This window comes from Microbacterium natoriense (assembly GCF_030816295.1).
Taxonomy (GTDB): domain Bacteria; phylum Actinomycetota; class Actinomycetes; order Actinomycetales; family Microbacteriaceae; genus Microbacterium; species Microbacterium natoriense_A.
The window spans coordinates 4,110,063-4,131,620 of record NZ_JAUSXV010000001.1 but is presented as its reverse complement, the minus strand read 5'-3'; the positions used below and the strand labels follow the sequence as shown (position 1 = coordinate 4,131,620).

11 protein-coding genes are annotated in these 21,558 nt (G+C 68.9%); 4 read left to right on the top strand and 7 right to left on the bottom strand.

The window, feature by feature from the left end; translation table 11 throughout:
* Nucleotides 1-63: 63 nt before the first annotated feature.
* The gene (locus tag QFZ53_RS19505; RefSeq protein ID WP_307299216.1) at nt 64-1,110 is read right to left on the bottom strand and encodes a LacI family DNA-binding transcriptional regulator; all 1,047 of its coding nucleotides are present in this window, start codon (nt 1,108-1,110) and stop codon (nt 64-66) included.
* Between the two features lie 55 nt (nt 1,111-1,165).
* Here QFZ53_RS19505 and QFZ53_RS19500 point away from each other — a divergent pair, with 55 nt between their 5' ends.
* A complete protein-coding gene (locus tag QFZ53_RS19500) occupies nt 1,166-2,443 on the top strand; it encodes an FAD-binding protein (protein ID WP_307299215.1) in 1,278 nt (425 codons plus the stop codon).
* Nucleotides 2,444-2,455: 12 nt separating this feature from the next.
* Here the strand turns inward: QFZ53_RS19500 and QFZ53_RS19495 are convergent, their stop codons facing one another.
* A complete protein-coding gene (locus QFZ53_RS19495; protein WP_307299212.1) occupies nt 2,456-3,058 on the bottom strand; it encodes an HD domain-containing protein in 603 nt (200 codons plus the stop codon).
* 575 nt (nt 3,059-3,633) lie between these two features.
* On the opposite strand from QFZ53_RS19495, the gene QFZ53_RS19490 reads away from it, so the two are divergent.
* Together QFZ53_RS19490 and QFZ53_RS19485 are read left to right on the top strand one after the other, a co-directional pair.
* Nucleotides 3,634-6,102: a glycoside hydrolase family 43 protein gene (locus QFZ53_RS19490; protein WP_307299209.1), complete on the top strand. Its 2,469-nt coding sequence runs from the start codon at nt 3,634-3,636 to the stop codon at nt 6,100-6,102.
* Between the two features lie 235 nt (nt 6,103-6,337).
* Nucleotides 6,338-10,327: an Ig-like domain-containing protein gene (locus tag QFZ53_RS19485; protein ID WP_307299207.1), complete on the top strand. Its 3,990-nt coding sequence runs from the start codon at nt 6,338-6,340 to the stop codon at nt 10,325-10,327.
* 115 nt (nt 10,328-10,442) lie between these two features.
* Here QFZ53_RS19485 and QFZ53_RS19480 read toward each other — a convergent pair whose 3' ends face one another.
* The gene (locus QFZ53_RS19480; RefSeq protein WP_307299206.1) at nt 10,443-11,327 is read right to left on the bottom strand and encodes an aminoglycoside phosphotransferase family protein; all 885 of its coding nucleotides are present in this window, start codon (nt 11,325-11,327) and stop codon (nt 10,443-10,445) included.
* Nucleotides 11,328-11,635: 308 nt separating this feature from the next.
* Between QFZ53_RS19480 and QFZ53_RS19475 the strand changes: the two genes are divergently transcribed.
* Entirely contained in the window at nt 11,636-12,949 is a 1,314-nt protein-coding gene (locus QFZ53_RS19475) for an HNH endonuclease signature motif containing protein (protein ID WP_307299204.1), read from the top strand.
* 31 nt (nt 12,950-12,980) lie between these two features.
* On the opposite strand, the gene QFZ53_RS19470 is transcribed toward QFZ53_RS19475, so the two are convergent.
* The 4 genes from QFZ53_RS19470 to QFZ53_RS19455 form a co-directional block, all read right to left on the bottom strand.
* Entirely contained in the window at nt 12,981-13,289 is a 309-nt protein-coding gene (locus tag QFZ53_RS19470) for a MazG nucleotide pyrophosphohydrolase domain-containing protein (RefSeq protein ID WP_292907068.1), read from the bottom strand.
* Between the two features lie 109 nt (nt 13,290-13,398).
* Nucleotides 13,399-15,561, bottom strand: a complete 2,163-nt coding sequence (locus tag QFZ53_RS19465) for an RICIN domain-containing protein (protein ID WP_307299199.1) — start codon at nt 15,559-15,561, stop codon at nt 13,399-13,401.
* Complete coding sequence (locus QFZ53_RS19460) at nt 15,555-18,455, bottom strand: immunoglobulin-like domain-containing protein (protein ID WP_307299196.1); 2,901 nt, start codon at nt 18,453-18,455, stop codon at nt 15,555-15,557. The genes QFZ53_RS19465 and QFZ53_RS19460 overlap by 7 nt, the downstream gene beginning before the upstream one ends.
* A gap of 15 nt (nt 18,456-18,470) precedes the next feature.
* Complete coding sequence (locus QFZ53_RS19455) at nt 18,471-21,431, bottom strand: immunoglobulin-like domain-containing protein (RefSeq protein WP_307299193.1); 2,961 nt, start codon at nt 21,429-21,431, stop codon at nt 18,471-18,473.
* Between the last annotated feature and the right edge of the window lie 127 nt (nt 21,432-21,558).

The window sequence follows — 21,558 nt, the reverse complement described above, 5'->3', positions numbered from 1 at the left end:
CATTACATCGTGGTAATCGGCGGCGCAAGAGTCAGAGCGATACCCGTCGCGACGATCTGCCGGTCAGGGGTGATACCCGGCCGGCGAGGCCGAGGTGCTCGCGCGCGCGATGAGCCGGTGCGGCAGGATCAGCCCGCGCGGCGGCGACACGCGATCGTCCATGCGCGACTCGAGAAGGCCCAGCGCCGCCTCGGCGAAGTCGCCCAGATCGAAGGCCACGGTCGTCAGCGACGGGGAGGTGAATGCCGAGAGCTCGACGTCGTCGAAGCCGGTCACGATCACGTCGTCGGGAACGCGGATGCCGGCGTCGTGCAGCGTGTGCATCGCACCGAAGGCGATCGAGTCGGTGAACGCGACGACCGCGTCGAAGTCGACCTCGCGCGCCAGCAGCATGCGCGCAGCTTCCGCGCCGCCTGCCATCGTCCAGGGCAGCAGGTTGACCTCGAGCCGCCGATCGCGGGCGATGCCGGCCTCGCGCAGCGCATCGTGCACGCCCGCGAGGCGCATCCGGCTGGTTGCGGTCTCGAACGCGGGGTCGTCGTCGGCTCCGATCACGGCGATCCGTCGCGCGCCGCGGGAGATCACGTGGCAGGTCGCCTCGGATGCGGCCACACGGCTGTCGATGCGCACGTGGTCGGCGCGGTTCTGCTCGACCTCGCCGATCACGACGAGCGGCGGCAGGCGGTCCGCGTACTTCACGACGCTGTCCTCGAGGCGGATCGGGTTCAGGATCAGGCCGTCGATCAGGTGGGCGCGGGCGCGAGAGAGCAGCTCCTTCTCGCGTTCGGGTTCGGTCGCGGTCTCTTCCACCTGCACCGCGAGGCCGCGGTCGTGCGCGGCGGCGACGATGCGGTGCACGAGCTGGGCCGAGTACGCCGTGCCCAGGTCGGGAAGCGCGACGGCGATGATCCCGCTTCTGCCGTTGCGCAGACCGCGCGCGCTGAGATTCGGCACGAAATCGAGTTCGGCCATAGCCGCCTCGACCCTCGCCCTGGTCTCCGCGCGCACCACGACCGTGCCGGTGACGACGTTCGAGACGGTCTTCGGTGACACTCCGGCCAGAGCCGCGACGTCTTTCATCGTCGCTCGAGGAGCGGGCGGCGCTGTCATGGGGTCAGACTATCCCGCGCGTCTGAAGGCACGGCCCCGCGGGTACGCTGACACCATGGGCGACGAACGCAACTGGGCCGGCAACCTCCTCTATCGGGCCTCCTCGATCGAGCATCCCGAGTCGATCGACGAGCTCCGCGGGCTGCTCACCGCGGGGGGCTCCGTGCGCGTGCTCGGCTCCCGGCACTGCTTCAACGACATCGCCGACACGACCGGCTCGTTGATCGCTCTCGACCGGATGCCCCAGGTGATCGACATCTCGCCCGCTCGCGACTCGGTGCGCGTCTCCGGCGGGCTCCGCTACGGCGATATCGCCCCCGTGCTCGAGGAGCAGGGGCTGGCGCTCGCGAACCTCGCGTCTCTCCCGCACATCTCGGTCGCAGGTGCCGTGGCCACGGGAACGCACGGCTCCGGCGACGCCACCGGCTCGCTCGCGAGCGCGGTCCGCGCGGTGACGGTGATGACGGCATCCGGCGAAGTCCGCTCCCTCGCGCGGGGAGACGACGGCTTCGACGGCGCGGTCGTGGCGCTCGGCGCTCTCGGCGCGGTGATCGACCTGACGCTCGACGTCGAGCCCAGCTACCAGGTCGCCCAGCACGTGTTCGAGCACCCGTCGTGGGACGCGATCCTCCGTGACCTCGGCGCCGTCACGGGCGTCGGAACCAGCGTCAGCATCTTCTCGACCTGGCAGCGGACCGACGTCGCCGACCAGATCTGGATCAAGCAGCGGGTGCCCGCCACGAGGGCGGATGCCGCGGAGCGACGCGCAGCGCGCGAGGCGCTCGCCGTGTCTCTCGGCGCTGCGCCGGCCGAGGGCAAACGGCATCCCATCATCGGAGTCGATCCCGAGGCCTGCACCGAGCAGGAGGGCGTCGCGGGCCCGTGGTTCCAACGGCTGCCGCACTTCAAGCTCGAGTTCACCCCGTCGGCCGGGGCCGAGATCCAGAGCGAGTACCTGGTGCCGCGCCTCGATGCCGTGGCCGCCATCGAGGCCGTGCGTTCGCTCGCCGACCGCATCGCGCCGCTGCTGCTCGTGAATGAGATCCGCACGGTGTGCGCAGACGATCTGTGGCTGAGCTCTTCCTACGGGACGGATGCCGTCGGCCTGCACTTCACGTGGAAGCCCGACGAGGCGGCGGTGCGCGAGCTGCTGCCGACCATCGAGGCCGCGCTGCCCGCATCCGCCCGTCCGCACTGGGGCAAGGTGTTCACGCTCGACGGCGCCGAGGTGCGCTCGCGCTACCCGCGATGGGACGACTTCGCGGCTCTCGTCGCGAAGCACGACCCCGAGCGGCGCCTCGTGAACGAGTACCTGGAGCGCCTCGGTCTCTGAGCGCATCCATCCTCAGATCCGCTCGAGCGGGTTCGCCGCCAGCTTGTCGACGACCCCGCCCTCGAGCAGCCGTCGGGCGTGGCTGTGCGGCTTGCGGGCCGCCTGCTCCCGCACGCCGGCGCCGAACTCCTCGGCGAGAGTGAGTCGCGGGTGCGCGTGGAGCACCTCGCGGCGAAAGTCGAGCGGGATCTCCGCATCTCGGCGCCCGGCGATGTCGAGGCCGGTGGCCGTCTCCAGCAGGTAGCCCTCGAGGTCGAACGCCGGGTCGACCTCGGGCCAGTTGTGCCTCACGATCACCTCGTTGATGCGGATGCGCCGCGCCGCCGGCCACCCGGCACCCGCGGCCATCGCCTCGCCGACATGGCCGCCTGCCTCCTCATAGCCCAGCACGTGGTTGTCGAACGCAGGCACGATCCCGATGTCGTGCAGCAGGGCCGCCGCATAGAGCAGCTCGTGATCGACGCCGCTGCGTCCTTCGACGACCGCGAACGCCTCGGCCCACAACCAGGACCGCACCACGTGGTTGCGCAGCGCAGGGGAGTGGTATTCGTCCATCAGCTCGCGGGCTCCCCGGGCCGCAGGGGTGTCGGGCACGGCGAAGTCGGAGATGCGCATGGGGCCAGAGTAATGAACCGGCACTCGCCCGGATCGCGTGAATGGTGACAAGATCCGGCGGAATGCCGCCATTCACGCGATTCGAGGTGCCTTCTCCTCTTGCAGCCTCTTGCACTCACCGAATTGTTCCCGGTAACATCAGGCAGGCGGTAGGCGTGCGACGGCAGCTCGTGATCACGATCTCGGTGGTCGCATCGCGCGCACCGATTCCCTCGTACCTCAAGGAGGAGAGTGCACTATGCGGTTTACGAAAACGATATCCAAACCCCGGGAACGGTGATTCCCGGGAACGCTGGGCCAGGTCGTCCCTGATCTGAACCGGGGCTGATCGACCCGAACGGTTCTCACGCTCGACAGCGGTGTCCGGCGTGCCCGCGTGCACGCCGGACGACGCCAGGTCGCGCACCCAGACCCACAAGGAGACCGACGACAGGACCGCGGTGATCCACCGCCGGCCGCGTCTCAGGTCGCACACGAAACACATCACGTCGCCCGAAGGCGGCATGCTCAGCGGCATCCGTCGATACCGCTGCTCGAGCGCGCCCTCGGCGACCCATGAAACAAGGAGTGAGCACATGACATCGCCACACACACGCGTCCCCCGGCATCGGGGGCGACCGGCATCCCGTACCGCAGCCCTGCTCGGAGTCGCGGCGCTCATCGCGTCGTCGGTCACCGCAGCCGGCGCCAGTGCCGCGTATGCCGACCCGGTCGGGAGCATCCGCACTGCAGCCGTGGCGGAGCCCCCGGCCGTGCCGGGGAACCTCCTGCCAGACGGCCGCTTCGTGTCCGACTCGGCCGGATGGACGAGCACCCGGGGCGGCACGCTCTCGCTGAGCGACGACGCGGCGAGCGGAGCACACTCGCTGCAGGTGGCCGCACGTCAGAACACGCAGTCCGGCCCGTTCGCGAACGTCTCCGGCAAGATCGAGGTCGGCGCGACGTACCGCATGACCGGGAAGCTGAAGTACAGCACCGGCGCGGCGACGCAGCAGTTCAACTTCACGCTCTGCCCCACGAACTTCAACGGGTGCGCCGACTACGGTCACACCTTCACGCAGGGAGAGTGGGGCACGTTCTCCCAGGAGTTCACAGCCGAGGCCAAGCACGCCGCCGCCGGCTGGTTCTTCATCGAGACGCCGTGGGGCTCGAACGCGCTGCAGGACTTCGCGGTCGATGAGCTGTCGCTCGTGAAGATCGCGGACGCACCGGAGCAGCCGGCGTTCACGAGCCTCGAGAAGGTGCAGACCAAGCCCGTCGGGGACCACAACCCGCTGGTCGGCCACAAGTTCGGCGCCGACCCGCACCACCTCATCTACAACGGTCGGCTCTACATCTACTCCACCGACGACACGCAGCAGTACGAGACGAACAGCAAGGACGCCAACGGTCTGCCGACGCAGTCCAACGGCTATGGGGCGATCACCCGGCTGAATGTGATGTCGACCAGCGACATGGTCAACTGGGTCGATCATGGGACGGTCCCGGTCTCGCGCGAAGGCGGAGCCGCGCCCTGGTCGCGCAACTCCTGGGCGCCGGCCGCGATCGAGAAGGACGGCAAGGTCTACCTCTACTTCTGCGACAACGGCAGCGGCACCGCCGTCGTCGTCGGCGGATCTCCGCTCGGACCGTGGACCGATCCTCTGGGCAAGAAGATCATCCCCGACACCGTCTCGCCCGAGTACATCGCCGGCGGCGGCTTCCCCGCGGGCATGTGGCTGTTCGACCCCGAGGTGTTCATCGACGACGACGGCCAGGGCTACCTCTACTTCGGCGGCAACTCGCAGATCGGCACCGCGCCGAACGTGCAGGGGCCTCAGAATCCGAAGTCGACCCGCGTGGTCAAGCTGAAGGACGACATGGTCACACTCGACGGCGACCCCGTGGAGATCGACGGCCCCGGCATGTTCGAGGCGTCGAGCATGTTCAAGCACGGCGACAAGTACTACTACTCGTACTCGTCGAACTTCCAGGTGAACGAGGTGCCGGGTCAGTATCCGTCGCGTGGCGGGATCGCGTACATGATGACCGATGACCCGATGGATCTGTCGGCGTCGGCATATGCCGGAGTCGCGTTCCAGAACCAGGCCACATTCTTCGGAGCGGGCAACGGCGGCAACAACCATTCCGACATGTTCACCTACAAGGGCGAGACGTACTTCACCTACCACGCACAGACGCGCGGTGCGGCGTGGGCAGCGGCGCTCGGCACGCCGGGGGCCACGCAGGGCTACCGCTCGGTGCACATCGACAAGCTCGAGTTCAACGCGGACGGCACGATCAAGCCGATCGTCGGCACCCGCGCAGGTGTCGCGCAGGTCGAGAGCTTCGACCCGTACCGCACCTTCGAAGCCGAGACGCTCGCCTGGCAGCTCGGGGTCAGCACGGCGAAGACGGATGCTCCGTCGGTCGAGTTCCCCGAGCACAACGGCAGCGGCAACATGGTGCTCTCGAGCGTCGACGACGGCGACTTCGCCGGGGTCTCCGGCGTCGACTTCGGCGCGGGAGCTGCGACCGTGTCGGCGCGGGTGAAGCCGTTGGTCGAAGGCGGCAGCATCCAGGTCCGTCTCGACGATGTCGACGGCCAGGTGGTCGCCGAGATCCCTGTCGACGGCACGGTGGGCGCGTGGACGACCGTGCAGGCGGACGTGACGGGAGCGACGGGGGAGCACGATGTGTTCTTCGTCTTCGCCGCGCCCGACGGCGCGGCTGCGGATGCCGACCTCGTCGAGGTCGACAACTGGGCGTTCGCGGCCGCACCCGCAGAGACGCTCGACCTCGTCGTGTCGACGGGTTCGCGCTGCGTGGCGGGCAAGGTTCAGCTTGTGGTGTCGGTGCGCAATGCGGATGCCGTGGCCGCAGAGGCGACGATCGAGACGCCGTTCGGCGAGAAGAAGGTCACGCTCGCGGCAGGGGCGACCTCGTCGTCGTCGTTCGCGACGCGCTCGTCGGCGCTCGCCGCGGCGGAGGTGCAAGTGACAGGCGCCGCCGGTGACCTCGCCTACTCCGGCGCCACTGCGTATCTCGCCAGGAGCTGCGGCTGACCTCCTGATCCGGGCGTGAGACCCACGGAGCCCCCGTGGGTCTCACGCCCGGATCGGGGTCTCAGCCCCGGCCCGGCCCCGGTCCCGGGGCCTCGCGGGCGATGATCGTTTCTGGTCGATACTGCAATCTTGGTAGCGCTAACAGCTAAACGATCGTAATCTGTTCCTGTTGTGTCCGTACGGTCATGGTCGACCGTAACCGCACTGTCGCGGAAGGGCACCGGGAAGGGAAACGATGTTCCGTCTGAAAGCCCGTACGGCCGCGCTCTCCGCGCTGGTCGCGGTCACGTGCGTCATCGCTGCGGCTCCGCTTCCGGCATCCGCCGCGGCCGGAGGAACCGCCGTGTCCGCCGTGCAGAGCGACGCCACCTACGACGTCGCGATCGATGCGACGAAGATCGCCTCCGACAACGTCAACGGTCTCACCTTCAAGGGGTTCGGCACGCTCTCGGCCAACAGCACGAGCGCACTGCTCATGGACTACAAGGCGCAGCAGCCCGAGAAGTACGCCGAACTGCTGCACGTGCTGTTCGGCGGCGATCACCCGCTCATGAACCAGGTCAAGATCGAGATGGGCGACGATCGCAACAACTCGACCGGCTCGGATGTCGCGACCATGCGCACCGCCGATGAGGAGGCGAACGTCACCCGCCACCCGGGCTTCCAGCTCGCCGCCGACGCCTTCAGGATCAACCCCGACCTCAAGGTCAGCATCCTGCGCTGGAACGCCCCCGCCTGGGCGAACACGAACGACAAGATCTACCTCTGGTACAAGAACACGATCCTCGCTGCGTACCGCGAGTACGGCTACATGGTCGACTCGGTGAACCCCGGCGTCAACGAGCACGCCGCCGACCTCGCCTGGACCAAGGACTTCTCGAACCGGGTCCGCACCGACTCCGCCGGCTACGTCAGCCCCGATGCGTCGCTGGCGGGTTTCCGCGACGGCGAGGCCGAGCTCTTCCACCGCATCAAGACCGTGATCTCAGACGAGGTCGGCACGGGCTCCTTCGGCGACGAGATGGTTGCGGATGCCGCGCTCCGCGATGCCGTGCAGGTCGCGGGCTTCCACTACAACACCGACGACGACAGCGCCGGCAGCTTCAAGAAGCTCGCTCAGGAGTACGACATCGAGGTGTGGAACAGCGAGGCGCAGGCGACCTTCAGCAACTCCTCTTTCCGTCCGAACAACAACACCGCCGACCCCACGACGGCGGGCACCGGCTTCGGCGGAACGGGCAGCGCGCTCGAGATGGCGAACACGATCGTCAAGGGCTTCGTGAACTCGAACCGCACGAACTTCATCTACCAGCCGGCGATCGCCTCGTTCTATGAGGGCGGCCAGTACTCGTTCAAGTCGCTCGTCGGCGCGAGCGACCCGTGGTCCGGCTGGATCCACTACGACGGAGCCCTCGCGGTGCTGCAGCACTTCACGAGCTTCGCCGAGACCGGGTGGGAGAACAACGACAACACGGCGGGCATCTGGCGTGCCGTGCCCTCCGCCAGCGCCACGACGGCTACAGGCACCAACCCCGTGAACGGGCGCAATGGCCTGCAGAACTACATGACGCTCGCGGCTCCGGATCGCTCGGAGTTCTCGACCGTGTTCGTGAACGACTCCGAGAAGACCATCAGCTACCGCATCACCCCGTCGAACTTCTCCTTCGGTGCCGCGCAGCAGCTCGCGGTCTGGGAGACCAGGGCGGCGGACGCTGGCGAGGCGTTCAACGCGAACTACAAGCAGCACGTCGGGGACGTGCAGGCGGATGCCGGTGTCTACACCGTCACGGTCAAGCCGTTCTCGATCGCCACCGTGACGACTCTCGACGTCACCGGCGACGCCGGCTGGACCTCGCCGCTGCCCGTCGAGGGAGAGCGCACCGTGCTCGATGAGGGTGCGAACGCCGGTGCCCTCTGGGCTGACGACTTCGACTACTCGGATCGCACGGTCGCGGTGTTCGACGAGAACGGCGAGCCGACCTCGGAGACCGAGCCGTTCATCGCCTCCCGCGGCGGCGACGGCGGTGCGACGCCGCTGTACACCTGGGACCGCAACGGCGCCTTCGAGGCGTATAAGACGGCCGACAGCGGCTACGTCCTCCGCCAGCAGATCGACCGCGCCACCACGGGCGTCGGCGGGGCGTGGAACAACGGCGATCCGATCACGGCGGTCGGTGACCGGCGCTGGACGAACTACACGGCCTCGGTCGACGTGCGCTTCGAGCGCGCTGCGGCGTCCGACAATTACGCGGCGATCGGCGCCCGTTCAAGCGGTGGCGGCAACTCGCACACGCTGGCCGGAACTCCCTACGCCCTGCGTCTGAACTCGGCCGGAACCTGGGTGTTCCAGCGGAACGGAGCGCAGATCGCGGCCGGGACCGTCACCGGAACCTGGTCGGCCTCGGCATGGCACACCCTCTCGATCACCGCGACGGGCGGGCGCATCACCGGATCGATCGACGGCGCGCAGGTGTTCGACTGGACCGATGCGAATCCGTACCTGTCGGGCTATGTCGATCTCGCGAGCGGCTTCTACAACACCCAGTTCGACAACCTGCGCATCGCTTCGGTCGACGGCTGGCTGCCGTACTACGGCGAGTACCTCGACGGGCTCGAGATGACGGACCTCTCGGCCGCGCCGCAGACGAAGCTCGTCTACGACGGCGGGTGGACGCACGCGAACGGCGGCGGCATGTTCGAGTATCAGCGCTCGCTGTCGCGCAACACCGGGGCGGGCTCCGGCGTCAGCTACACGTTCACCGGATCAGGAGCGGATCTGCTCGCGCCGGGTGACGGCTCGGCGCGTCTCGATGTCACGGTAGACGGGCAGAAGCTCGTGCGAAACGCCGCGACGCAGGCGGCCGGGTCCTTCCAGGCCGCGTACTCGCTGCGCGGGCTCCCGTGGGGCGAACACACAGTGCGCTTCGAGGTCGTCTCAGGAACCCTGGCACTCGACGCAGTGGCCGTCGCGAGCACGGCGGCCGCCGGCGTCGCAGAGACGGCGGCGATCGCGGATGCCGTGGCCGCGGCATCCGGCATCACCCGCACCGAGGACTACACCGATGCCGATTGGGTGCTGTTCCAGCGGGCGCTCGCCGACGCGCAAGCCGCGGCCGACGATCCAGCCGGATACCGCCTCGACGGCGAGGGAGCGCAGCAGCTCGTGACGCGGCTGCGTACGGCGTCGTTCCCTCTCGCCTCGCAGATCTCCTCTCTGCCGCAGCCGTCTCTCGCGACCACCGTGGGCGAGGCTCCCGCGTTGCCGGCCACGCTGTCGGCGACCATGGCCGACGGCAGCACGCACGAGGTGCCGATCACGTGGAATCTCGACGGCGCCGACTTCTCGACGGCGTGGGCGACCGTGGCGGTGACCGGCTCGTACGGCTCTGCGACCACGGCTGCGAGGGTCGAGGTCGTGCCCGCGGGGACCGTGTTCTTCGCCGACGTCAACGGCACGGCATCCGGTTCTCTCGGCTACGACTCGCCCGCCTATCTGGCCGTGCAGCGGTTGCTCGGCGATCAGCTGATCAACGCGGCGGCCGACCAGAAGCTGGCCGCGGGCGGCGCTTGGGGACACTGGGGCAAGAACGCGGCGGGCGCGAGCGTCGTCAACTACAAGGGGGTCGTCGCCGGGCCGTACTCGAAGACCACGACGACGGGCATGTACACGAGTGATCAGGTGGGCGCCTCGGTCGGCTACACGATAACGCTGCCCGCCGGAAAGCACACGATCGCGGCCGGCTCGTACTCGTGGTGGGCGAGCAATTCCCGCACCGCGAACGTCTCGCTGACCTACGACGGGCAGACGCACCCCGTCGGTACGGTCACGCTGGATGCCGCGAACCCCTCGCGGGTGCTCAGTTACGACATCGAGCTGGCCGCCGAGGGGGCGGTGACGCTCTCGCTCACCGCGACGAACGCGCAGTCGCCGATGCTGTCGTGGGTGGCGGCCACGGGAGAGGCGCTGCCGGCGCCGCCGACCGCGGCTGTCGTCTCGCGGTGCGTGGCGGGCAAGGTGGTGCTCGCCGTCACGGTGACCAACCCGCGTGCCGAGGACGCGACGGTCGATGTCGCCTCGCCCTACGGCACGAAGTCCGGCGTGGTGGTGGATGCGGGCGCGTCGAAGTCGGTGTCGTTCTCGACGCGCCTCGCGTCGATCCCCGCCGGGACCGTGTCGGTGACGGACGCCGCTGACGCGGCGTTCGCCGCGAAGACGTGCGGATAGCCCCGACCCCGGTCGCTCAGTACGACGCTCGACGCGGCGCTCCTCGCTCAACGAACGGGACTCACCACCCTGGTCGTTGAGCGAGCGAAGCGAGACGAAACGTCGCTTCGCTCGCTCAGCCCTCCGCCGTGAGGATGCGGTCGAGGGTGCTGCGGCCCAGCGCGCTCATCGAAGGCAGGGTCTCGCGGTAGTACCAGACGAGTCCCATCGACTGCTGGAACGCCCAGGCTGCTCCGCGCCGCCACTCGAGGTCGTCGATCTGCAGTTCCTGCCTGAGTTCTGCGCGGGCGTCGGCCTCGAGCAGGTGCCAGACCGACACGAGGTCGAGCGCGGGATCGGCGGCGGCGAAGCCGCCGGTGTCGAGCACGCCGTGCAGCCGGTCGCCCTCGAGGAGCAGATTCGCCGGGGTCAGGTCGCCGTGCGTCATGCCGTCCGGGGCGGTACGCGGCAGCATCCGAAATCCGCTCCAGAGCCGACGCAGCTCGTCGACGGGGAGCAGGCCCTCGCTCTCGCGGAAGCAGGTCTGCATCCACTCGTCCGAGTCCTGCAGGTCCCCTCCTCGGCCGTTCCCGGAGAAACGCCGGCTGCGGGTGTCGGCGGAGCGGAGCGCGCGCAACAGGTCGGCGAGGTCGCGTGCGAAGCCGGTCGAGTGTGCGACCGCGTCGGATGTGGCGACGCGCCCTGGGAGCCAGGTCTGGATTGACCACGGCATCGGGAATCCCTCGCCCGGGTCGCCCACGGCGACCGGCGTGGGCGCGGCGATGGGGGAGAGGTCCGCGAACTCGCGCATCGCAGTGGCCTCGGCACGGAGCGACTCGATCGTGGTCGCCATGCGGGGGAAGCGGGCCGCGAAGTGATCGCCGATGCGGAAAATCGTGTTCACGGTGCCGTCGCCGTCGAGCGCGCGCACGGGCTCGTGCCTCCAGTCCGGGAACTGCTCGTGGATGAGCTGCCGGGCGGTGTCCTCATCGATGGGCGTCTCGTCGGCGTGCACGGTCATGATCTCGACGTTAGCGGGGCGAGCCTGCCCCGGTCGTCGAGGGAGCCCCGCCCCTGGTCGTTGAGCGAGCGCAGCGAGACGAAACGCCGGTGACTCCCCTTTGGTCGTTGAGCGAGCGCAGCGAGACGAAACGCGTGGTTCCTGCCTGCTCGTTGAGCGACGCGTCGACTCGCTTCGATCGCTCAACGCGGGTCGTCGCGAGACGAGGCGGGTGCGGTTTCCGGTTCGTCATCATCCCGTGATCTTAGGGTGCGTTTCCGCCTCTGATCTGGCCCGGAAATGTCGGTGGCCCCGAGCATGATGAGGGTATGACGGTTCTGGTCGAGATGAGCGAGGAGCAGGTGGGTGCGCTGAGCGCGGTCACCGGGATGCTCGTCGATGTCGACCGGACGATCAACCAGCTCCTCGCTGTGAAAGAAGGGCTGCTGGCGGTCGGCTCCCGGCTGTCGTTCGATATCGGGGCGGATGCTGCGGCTGCCGCCGATCCCGGCCTTCCCGATTCGTTTGCGGGCGATGCCATGGATCTCGCGGCGCGAGCCGTCGCCGCCGAGTTCGCGGTCGCGCTGCAGTCCAGCGACCGTTCCCTCCAGCATCGGATGACGGATGCCGATGCCAAGGTGACGCAGTTCCCGTCGGTGTGGCGCGCGCAGGGCGTGGGCGCGATCACTGCCGGTCAGGCGAGGTCGATCGTCGACGCGGGCGCCCACCTCGATGACGAGTCCGAGCGCGATGCCTACGCCGACGAGATGATCGGCCTCGTGCAGGCTCCGGGCATGTCTCCGTCTCGCGTCGGGCGAGCCGCGCGCCGGGCCGCCGAACGCCGTCGGCCTCGAAGCCTCGACGTTCGGCACCGCGACGCCCGCAGAGTGCGCAGGATCTGGGTGAAGGATCGGGCCGACGGCATGGCGGAGTTCGGTCTGCTCGGCCCCGCAGCGTTGATCCACGGGGCGTCGGAACGGATCACCGCGATGGGGCTCGGCATCCTCTCCGACACGACCGCCCGTGTCGAGGCCGGCGACGATCGCTTCCTCGACGAGATCCGCGCCGACCTCGCGCTCGACCTGCTGCTCACCGGCGCGCCGGCCGGTCACGACCCGGACGGACTGCTCGCCGGCGTCACCGGTGCGGTGTCGGTCACGATCCCGGTGACGGCGCTGCTGGACATCGACGGGCCGTGCGCCGAACTAGACGGCAGTGCTCCGATCGACGCGGTCACCGCCCGCCGCCTCGCGGCGGAGGCTCCCGGTTGGGACCGCGTGCTCACCCATCCGATCACCGGCGCCGTGCTCGCGGTCGACCGATACCGGCCCTCTGCCGAACTGAAGCGGTGGTTGCGAGCTCGCGATCAGCGGTGCCGTTTCCCCGGATGCGGCTACCTCGCGCGGGACTGCGACATCGACCACACGACCGATGCGGCGACAGGCGGGCCGACCGAGGAGCAGAATCTCGGCGCCCTGTGCCGACGCCACCATGTGCTGAAGCATCAGACTCCGTGGGCCGTCGAACAGGTCGACAGCGGAACCTTCTCCTGGACCAGCCCCACAGGCAAGGTCTATCTCGACACGCCTCCACCGCCGATCGTCGGCACACAGGCGACAGACGACCAACCGCCACCCTTCTGAACCAGCGGGGGACGGTCGGAGCGCTCTCGTACTAGTCCCGCCGCCACGCGAGCCACTTGCGATCGACTTCATCGACGAGGTCGACATCGAACCTCTGCGCGATCAGCAGCACCTGGGCGAGGACATCGGCGAGCTCGGACCGGAAGTCCTGTTCGCGCTCGACCTCTGCGCGACCCCGATCACGCGACCGCCCCGATTGCGAGAGGTACGCCTGGGTGAGCTCGCCGACCTCCTCGCCGAGTTTGAGCATCAGCCAGTCGTCGGTGCGTTCGATCCCGAACCGCTCGGCATAGAGCGCTGACACGGCCTCGATCTCGTCCTGCAAGCGTCTGATATCCATCCCCGCATGGTGGCAGCATCCACTGACACCATGCGGACTCGAATCACGCAGATGGCCCTGTTCCACCTCGAAACAGGGCCATCTGCGCGACTCGATCGCTGTCACGCGCTCAGCACGTCTTCGCCGGATACCCCGCTGAGAACGTCGCCCCGGGCACCGTGAGCTGCACCGAACCCGCAGCGAGCGCACTCGTCCGCGCGTTGAAAGACGCAGAAACGGAATCACCGGCGGCCACGGTCAGAGACTTCGATCCGTACGAACCCGCCGTCGTCGAGACGGCGACGGTCGCGGCATCCGCATTCCGCACCGAAGCCACGACGACCGCCTTGCCGGCCACGCAGCGCGAGGTCGCGAAGGCCGCGATCTCCGGCGCCGCCGCAGGGTCGACGGCTACGGACGAGAAGCGGAACCGCTGGCAGTCGTTGTTCAGAACGCTGTACTGGTGAACGCGGGTGCCGTCGGCAGCCGCGCAGAACGACAGGTCGAGAGCCTTGCCGCTCGTGCCGTTGCGGAACTCGACGACCCCCTCACCCGACACGAGCAGACGCCAGGAGCTGCCGGCGATGCCGCACGCCCCCTGCGTCACGGCGACCGAGTCGGCCGACGATCCGCCGCTCACGGCCAGGCACTTGTCGGGCGCCGCACCGAGGTGCATCTCGGACTCTCCGTTGGCGGCGGCCGTGAACGTCACGCTCTGGCAGGCGGTCGCGGTGTACTCGCGTTGCTGCAGGATCGCACCGTCGGCCGTCGAGCATCCTGGCACCTCGAGCGCCTTGCCCGAGACCATCGACGTCACGACCACGGCGCCGGCGGGACGCAGCGCCCAGTCCTGCGCCGCAGAGCCGTCGGCCGCGGACTGCGTCAGAGAAGTCCCCGCCGCGAGCAGCTTGCCGCTCGTGCGGTTCGTGAGGGTCGACCAGCCGCCGGTCGTCTGCGCGACCGACCACTGCTGGCAGCCCTTGGTGCGCCACGGCGTCTGCTCGAGCGCAGCCCCCGCAGCGGTGGTGCACGACGACGGACCCAGAGCCTTGCCGCTCACGGCGTTCACGATGCGCAGATAGCCGTCGCCCGTGGTGTCGAGCACGAACCGCGACCGTGCCGAAGAGCAATCACCGGCGACCATCGCGGCGCCGTCCTCGTCGGTCGACACCGTGGCGCACTGCCCTGTGCTGCGGCTGACGAGGTTCCAGCGCGCACCTTCGACGTGTGCCGTCAACGGGGCGTTCTCGCCGCTCGGCACCGAGATCGCCGTGCTCGTCGCCTGCGGGATGCCGAAGTCGGGCTCGCCCGCGGCATCCCACGTCACGATCTGCGCCCGCGCCGAGCGCTCGCGGCTGCAGCCGCCGTCCGGTCGCGCGTTGGCGTGGTACAGGTTCCACGTCTGGGTGCCGTCGGGCGAGGTGAAGAAGTCGTTGTGACCCGAGCCGTACACGCCGTTCGCCTGCGAGAACACGGGGCCGTCGCTCTTCTGCCACGACGCGGACAGCACCGGGTCTCCGCCCGTGTACTCGAGCGTGCCCAGCTGATAGTCGGCGGTGCCGCAGAAGCTCGCCGAATACGTGACCCACGTGCGGCCGTCGTGCTGCAGGGCGATCGGGCCCTCGTTCACCGGCTGACCGATGGTCTCCCACGACTCGACCGGCTGCGACAGGATGTTCAGCGGCCCGGTGGCCGTCCACGGGTTCGACATGCGGGCGATGTAGTTGCTCTGCAGCCCATCGGGGGCGAACTCCGACCACACCATGAACAGCTCGCCGTTCAGCTCGAGGTACGAGCCGTCGATGTTCCAGTCGTCGATCGGCAGCGGGCGGCCCTTGTACGTGTACGGACCCATCGGGTCGTCGGCCGCGCTCTCGATCACCTGCAGATGCTGGGTGCCGTAATCACCGGCGACGCCCATCGTGTACATGAGGTACCAGCGCCACCCGTTCGGCCCGTTCAGGCGCTTGAGCTCCGGCGCCCACATGTTGCCGTTGCGGCCCGCATTCGTGTCGGAGTACACCGTCACCGGCTTGGTGGTGCCGAGAGCCGCGAGCGTCGGCGCCTTGCGCATCACGACCTTGTTGTCCCACGTGGTCGACACCATGTAGTAGTTGCCGTCGTGGAACTCGATCGTCGGATCGGCCGTGTCGGGCGCGAGCGGATTCGTGAAGGTGTCCTCGCCGACAGCCTGCGCGGCCGGAGCCTGCAGGCTGTCGGCGGCGGTCAGCCCGCCGATCGCGAGTGCTGCGATCAGAGCGGTGTGCAGCACCTTGCGCACCGGGTTCAGCATGTGCGCGCTCCGTAGCTGCCGGTCGCGACGACCGCCCCGTCGACGGACGCCTGCACGGCGCCCGAGACCACGGATGCGGCCCGGGTGCTGAACGTGACGGTCGTGCTCTTGCCGCCTGCCAGGTCGACGACCTTCTCGCCGAAGGCCGAGCCGATCGTGACCCGAGCGGCGGTGGTCGCCGCGTTGACAGCCGTCGCGGTGACGACGACCTTGCCCGCCACGCAGCGCGTCGACAGGTCGAGGCCGACACCCGGAGTCACGGTCACGGTCGCCGTGACCGGCATCCGCGAATCGTCCTGCGCGGTGCCGCGCACCGTGAAGGTGCCCGCCGTCGCGTAGTCGGCAGGATCGACGCCCTCCCACGCGACGTCGACCGTGGAGGTCGCGCCGCTCGCGGTCGTGAGCGTGGCCTTCGGCAGCGCGGGGGCGGTGCCGGCACGGGTGGATGCCGTGATCGGTGCCACCTCGGTGACGGCGATCTCTGGGGCGAAGCCCTCGAGCACCGTCTGGTATTCAGCGCGCGTGACCGGGATCACGGTTCCGTGCCGCGGCTTGCCGCCGTCGCTGTTCTGCGGCAGGTTGGCCCGAAGGATCGAGCCGAGGGGCTGCCAGGAGGCGCCGTTCGTGATGTCGGTCGAACCGAACGGGATGTAGTGGTTCGGGCCGCCGTGATACGAGGGCTGATCGATGAACAGGTACCAGTCGAAGCCGTTCGCATCTCCAGGGTTCGACGGGAAGATGCTGGGGCCCTCTCCGCTGGAGTAGATGCCGCCCGGCTCGCCGTTGGGCAGGCCGGTTGCGATCTTCTCCTGCACGAGCGTCCACTCGTCCGCCGAGCCGGTCGTACCGGGGAGGGCGCCCGAGATCGTCGCGAGCAGGTCGGTCGACTTCTCCTCGCGGATCGTCATCGAGCCCTCGTCCTTCGTGAAGCGGTAGTAGATGCCGTCCTGCTCGGCGACAGTCGAATCGATCAGCCCGAGGCCGGTGCCGCGCTTCACGTCCGACCAGATCTGCGGCTCCGAGAAGGTCACGAAGTCGTCGGTCGTCACGTAGACCATGCGGTTGTAGGTGACACCGGTGCGCGAGGCGACGTCGGTCGTCGGGTACAGGTTCGACGCCCAGAACACCACGTAGCGGCCGAGCTCGTCGTCCCAGTACGCCTCAGGCGCCCAGGTGTTGCCCGCATAGGCCGACGAGACCTCGACGTGCCGCTGCGACGACCAGTTCACGAGGTCGGTGGACTCCCAGACCTCGATGGCGCGCGACCCGGAGATCTGCGCCGTCGTGAAGCCGCCAGCGAGGCCGTCGACCTTGAGGTCGGTGGCGAGCATGTAGAACTTGTCGCCCTCGTGCGAGCGGATGATGAACGGGTCGCGCAGACCCGTCGTTCCCTGCGTGGACGTGAAGATCGGCTCGCCGTCGTTCAGCGTGTTCCAGCGCAGTGCGTCGTTGCCCTTCGAAGCCGCAAGGCTGACGCGCTCCGCGCCGGCCCCCTCGCCCGTGAAGAACGCCCAGACGTAGGCCTCCTTCTCGTCGGATACGGTGGGCGCCTGCGTCACGGTCAGAGCGATCTGCTTCGTGGCCGTCGCGGCGCCGCTCGTCGCCGTGACCTCGAGGACCGCGGCGGCATCGGCTCCTGCCGGACGAGTGATCGCCACGGTCGCATAACCGGCCTTCACACCCTCGGCGATCTGAGCCACTGCCGCGCCGGACACGACCGACCAGTTCAGAGTCGAACCGTTCGCTCCGGTCGTCGCGACCGAGAGAGCGGTGCGCACGTCATCCGCTCCCGCGATCGACACGGACGCGAGGTCGGCATCCGCCTTGGCCTGGTCGGAGAGCTCGGCGGGCACGGTCACGGAGTACGTGCGCGTGGTCACGGCGCCGCCGACCGTGAAGGTCGCGGTGAGGGTGGCGACGGCATCCGCCGATCCCGGTGCGGGCCGCGTGACCGCGGCCGTTCCTCCGGAGATCTGGATGGCTGCACTGTCGGAGGCCCACGACACCGCGACGCCGCTGCTGCTGGTCGGCAGGGTGAACGTGGCGGTCGCAGAGCCCGGAACCGTCACGCCCGCGACAGCCCGGTCGAGGGCCTGGCCGGTGTAGAGCGACTGTACATCGGCCGAGCTGAGGGCGCTGGCGTACACCGCGTAGTCGTCGACGTCTCCCGCCCAGTTCGCGTCGTTGTACGTCGAGCGGCCGAGATAGGACAGGAGGTTCGAGCCGAAGGACGAGACGTTGCGGCTGATCGACACCGACGAGATCTGCGCGCCGTTCACGTAGGTCGTCATGGTGCCCGCGGCGCCGTCGATGACTGTCGTGTACAGCGACAGGCCGGCGGGCGTCTTGATGCCGGATGTGGCCGCGTTGGTCGCCCCCGCGCCGACCTCGGTGCCCCACGGGGCGGTGGCGCTGACCGCGTTGGTGAGCGCCGACTTCACGTAGCCGCTGGGATTCGTCGGGTTCAGCAGCCAGTAGGCGCTGGAGTAGCTCGCTCCAGAAGCCACCGGGGCTCCGATGAACGCGGCGGCGGTGTTCGCGGCGCCGGACCGCCCGGACAGCCACGTCGAGACCGTGACCTGTTGCTTGCCGACGAGCCCGGCCGTCGGGATCTCGAGGTAGCCGGCGGTCGCCCTGGCTCCGCCGGGGAGCGTGAGCTGGCCATTCGCCACGCTCGCGCCGGACTGCTTGATGACCCCGTCGTAGCCGTTGCCGGAGAGGTCGCTGACCGTGGCCCCCGCGGCGGAGTCGAACGAGTAGTGGATGAGCGGAGCGGGGCCCTCGGCGGCGACCGAGGCGGTGTGCGAGCTCACCGCTCCGATCGCGACGATGGTGGCGGCCGCGGCGACGATCGCCGCCGTCTTCCGGGCGCTCTGTGCGAGCAGACTTGTCATGTTCTTCTTCTCCGATCAGCCGCAGAGACCTGCGGGGATGGCGGCGGTGCCTGCGTAGGACTGACCCGTCGCTCCGGTCGCGGTGACAGTGGCGGTACCGGCCGGGACCGATGCCAGTCGGGTGGCGAACGCCGCCGTGGTGGTCGCGCCGGCCGCCAGCGCGACCTGCTTCGAGCCGTACGGTGTCGTCACGGTGACGGTCGCTGCGACCGTCGAGGTGTTCGAGAGAGTGACGAGCACCTGCCCCTTGCCGGCCACGCACCGCACGGCGGCCACCGTGTTCACGGTGAGGGCCTCGACGGGAGCCGCGGACGAGGCCGACGTCGTGACCAGGTTGTCGCGGTATCCGTCATAGGTCGCGGTGACGCTGGTGACGCCCGCCGGGATGCTCGCCGTGGCCTTTCCGTCGACGAGCGCGACGGTCGAGGTCCATGCGCCACCCGTGAAGGTCACGGTGCCGGCCACGTCGCCGCCATCGGCGGCCGTGACGGATGCGGTGGCGTCGCGGCCGGTGACCTCGAGCGTCGTGGTGGAGGCCACGGCCGCGATCGAGGTCCAGTTCTTCATGGCCGTGAGAACCGTCTGCGGAACGCTGACGAAGGCGCCGTGCCGCGGGCTCGCCGGGAGTCCGCCGGCGGGGCGGACGTTCCAGCTGGAGCGCTGCGAGAGCCGGTTCGCCTGTGAACTCGAGGCGATCTCGTCGCCCGTGGTCACGAAGGCGCGGTAGCCGCCCGCGCCGTAGTTGTCGACGAGGAAGACATAGCCGTCTCCTGCGGTGTTGTTCGGGTCGCCCGCATTGAGTTTGATGATCTCGGGTCCTTCACCCGCCTGGCCGGTTTCGAGGCTGGTCATGTGGGTGTCGGTGAGCTGCCAGGTCTGGCTGGGATCGGCGCTCCAGCTCGACGAGGTCGTCGGAGCGGTGAGCACCTTCGAGCGCTCCAGGAAGATGTCCTTGCCGGCCTCGAGAGGACCTGCGGCGCCGGACTCCTCGTTCTTCGTGAACCGGTAGTAGTAGTCGCCGATCTTCGTGACCGTGGAGTCGATGCGCGCGTATCCGGTGTCCTGCCAGGTGGTGGGCGGGTACGTGAAGGTCTTGAAGTCGCGAGTCGTCACGGCGAACATGCGCGCGTAGAGGTTGTCGCTGTTCGTGTGCGAGGCGTCGGAGTACTTTCGCGAGGCGAAGAACACCACGTACGACTGCAGCGCGTCGTCCCAGTAGGCCTCGGGCGCCCAGGTCATGCCCGCCTCGGGCTGGTTGATCGTGATGCCGGTGTTCTCGCCGTTCGTGCGGGTCCAGTTGACCATGTCGGTCGACTCCCACACCTCGATCTTGAGGCTGCCTGCCGACTGGGCAGGCCCCCACCCGGTGCCGCAACCGATGCACAGGTCGGTGGCGACCATGTAGTACTTGTCTCCGTCGTGCGAGCGCAGGATGTACGGGTCGCGCAGGCCCTTCGTGTCGGCGGTCGACGTGATGACGGCGTTGCCGCCGTTCACCGGCGAGAAGGTGAAGAAGTCGTTGCCGCTGGTGGCGGCCTGGTAGATCTTCTCGTCGCTGTCGGACTTGAAGTACGCGCTCGCGTAGCCGGCGTCGGGCGCCGTGCGGGCGTGCTCTGCCACCGTCACGGTGAAAGCGCGTGACAGTGTCGTGCCGTTCAGGCTCGCGTGAGCCGTGAGAGTCGCCGTGCGGTCGCCGCTGCCGTACGCGGGCCGTTCGACGATGCCGCCGCCGCGGTAGGGATCGGCTGTGCCCACGGTCGGGGCGACGTAGCCTACCTCTGTCGGTGTGACGAGGGCGTCGTCCGACGAGGTCCACGTGATGGCCGAGCCGTCGACCGAGCCCTTCGTGATGAGGGGCAGGTTCTCAGTGGTGCGGGACGAGAGGCTGATCGCATCGAGATCGGCCGACGCGGATGCCGCGGCCACCGTCACGGTGAACGAGATCGGCGCGCCAGACGCCGGGGTGGCGGTGATGGTCACGGTGGTGTCGGTGGTGACCGCGCGAGAGACGACGCCCGTGTTCGAGACGACCGTGGTGTCGGACGACGACCAGGTCAGCGCGACGCCGTTCGACGACGCCGGGAAGGTGAGGTTGCTGCGCACCGAGTCGAGAGACACGTTCGCGCCCTTGACGATCGGCAGCAGATCGCCGCGCAGCAGCGCCTGAGTCGTGGCCGACTTCTGGGCGGCCGTCGGCATGCTCGCCGAGACCTGCTCGGCGGTCAACGAGCTGTCCCAGAAGCGCACGTCGGTGACGTCGCCCGTGAACAGCGCATCACCTGCGTACAGCGAACGGCCGAGGTAGCCGAGAGCGCCGGATGCCGGGACGATCGAGCTCAGGTTGTAGGTGTGGGTGACGGTCGAGATGATCTGACCGTCGCGGTAGAGCGTGAGGGCGTTGCCGCTGCCGACCATGGTCAGCGTGGTGAAGCCCGGGTTCAGCCCGCCGCCGGCCGGGAGGCGGACCTCGCCGTTGCTGGTTCCGGTCTTGACGCGGATGCCGGAGAGCACCTGGTTGCTGTACGCGCTCTCACCGGAGCGCGGATTTACGAACACGTGGTTGCCGAGCGCGGTGGTGTTCCAGGCGCCGACGCCGTTGCCGAGCACCCAGCCGAACTGGTTCGCCGCGGTCTGCGTCGCGACCGTGTACTCGACGGTGAAGTCGTTGTCGGCACCCGTGACGAGCCCCTGCGGGAGGGCGGCATAGCCGTCGTTCTTGAACCGCAGCACGGCATCGTCACCCGCGTCGACGAAGGACGCATCGGTGAAGCCTGCCAGGGTGGCGTTGCGGCCGTTGCCCGATACATCGAGCAGGGTCGTGCCGGCGTGCGACATGTCGTAGTGCGCTGTCGGCGATGGCACGTCGGCGGCGAACGCCGGTGCGGGGGAGAAGGCGCAGACGGATGCTGCCAGGGCGCCGATGATACCGGCGGCTGTGAGCCTCCGCCTGCGGGGTGGTCGGGTGGGTGCGCTCATAGCGGTAACTCCTTTGTCGTCGTTGACGGCGCGCTGCAGCAGGCGGCGGTTCGGGTCGCCCTCGGGTGGGCTCAACGGAATGTTAGCGGACACATGCGCGGAAAGACAGGGGTGAGTCGAAAACCGA

Coding starts and splice junctions, on each gene's coding strand:
- QFZ53_RS19505 (WP_307299216.1), bottom strand. CDS start 1,110: ATGACAGCGCCGCCCGCTCCTCGAGCGACGATGAAAGACGTCGCGGCT.
- QFZ53_RS19500 (WP_307299215.1), top strand. CDS start 1,166: ATGGGCGACGAACGCAACTGGGCCGGCAACCTCCTCTATCGGGCCTCC.
- QFZ53_RS19495 (WP_307299212.1), bottom strand. CDS start 3,058: ATGCGCATCTCCGACTTCGCCGTGCCCGACACCCCTGCGGCCCGGGGA.
- QFZ53_RS19490 (WP_307299209.1), top strand. CDS start 3,634: ATGACATCGCCACACACACGCGTCCCCCGGCATCGGGGGCGACCGGCA.
- QFZ53_RS19485 (WP_307299207.1), top strand. CDS start 6,338: ATGTTCCGTCTGAAAGCCCGTACGGCCGCGCTCTCCGCGCTGGTCGCG.
- QFZ53_RS19480 (WP_307299206.1), bottom strand. CDS start 11,327: ATGACCGTGCACGCCGACGAGACGCCCATCGATGAGGACACCGCCCGG.
- QFZ53_RS19475 (WP_307299204.1), top strand. CDS start 11,636: ATGACGGTTCTGGTCGAGATGAGCGAGGAGCAGGTGGGTGCGCTGAGC.
- QFZ53_RS19470 (WP_292907068.1), bottom strand. CDS start 13,289: ATGGATATCAGACGCTTGCAGGACGAGATCGAGGCCGTGTCAGCGCTC.
- QFZ53_RS19465 (WP_307299199.1), bottom strand. CDS start 15,561: ATGCTGAACCCGGTGCGCAAGGTGCTGCACACCGCTCTGATCGCAGCA.
- QFZ53_RS19460 (WP_307299196.1), bottom strand. CDS start 18,455: ATGACAAGTCTGCTCGCACAGAGCGCCCGGAAGACGGCGGCGATCGTC.
- QFZ53_RS19455 (WP_307299193.1), bottom strand. CDS start 21,431: ATGAGCGCACCCACCCGACCACCCCGCAGGCGGAGGCTCACAGCCGCC.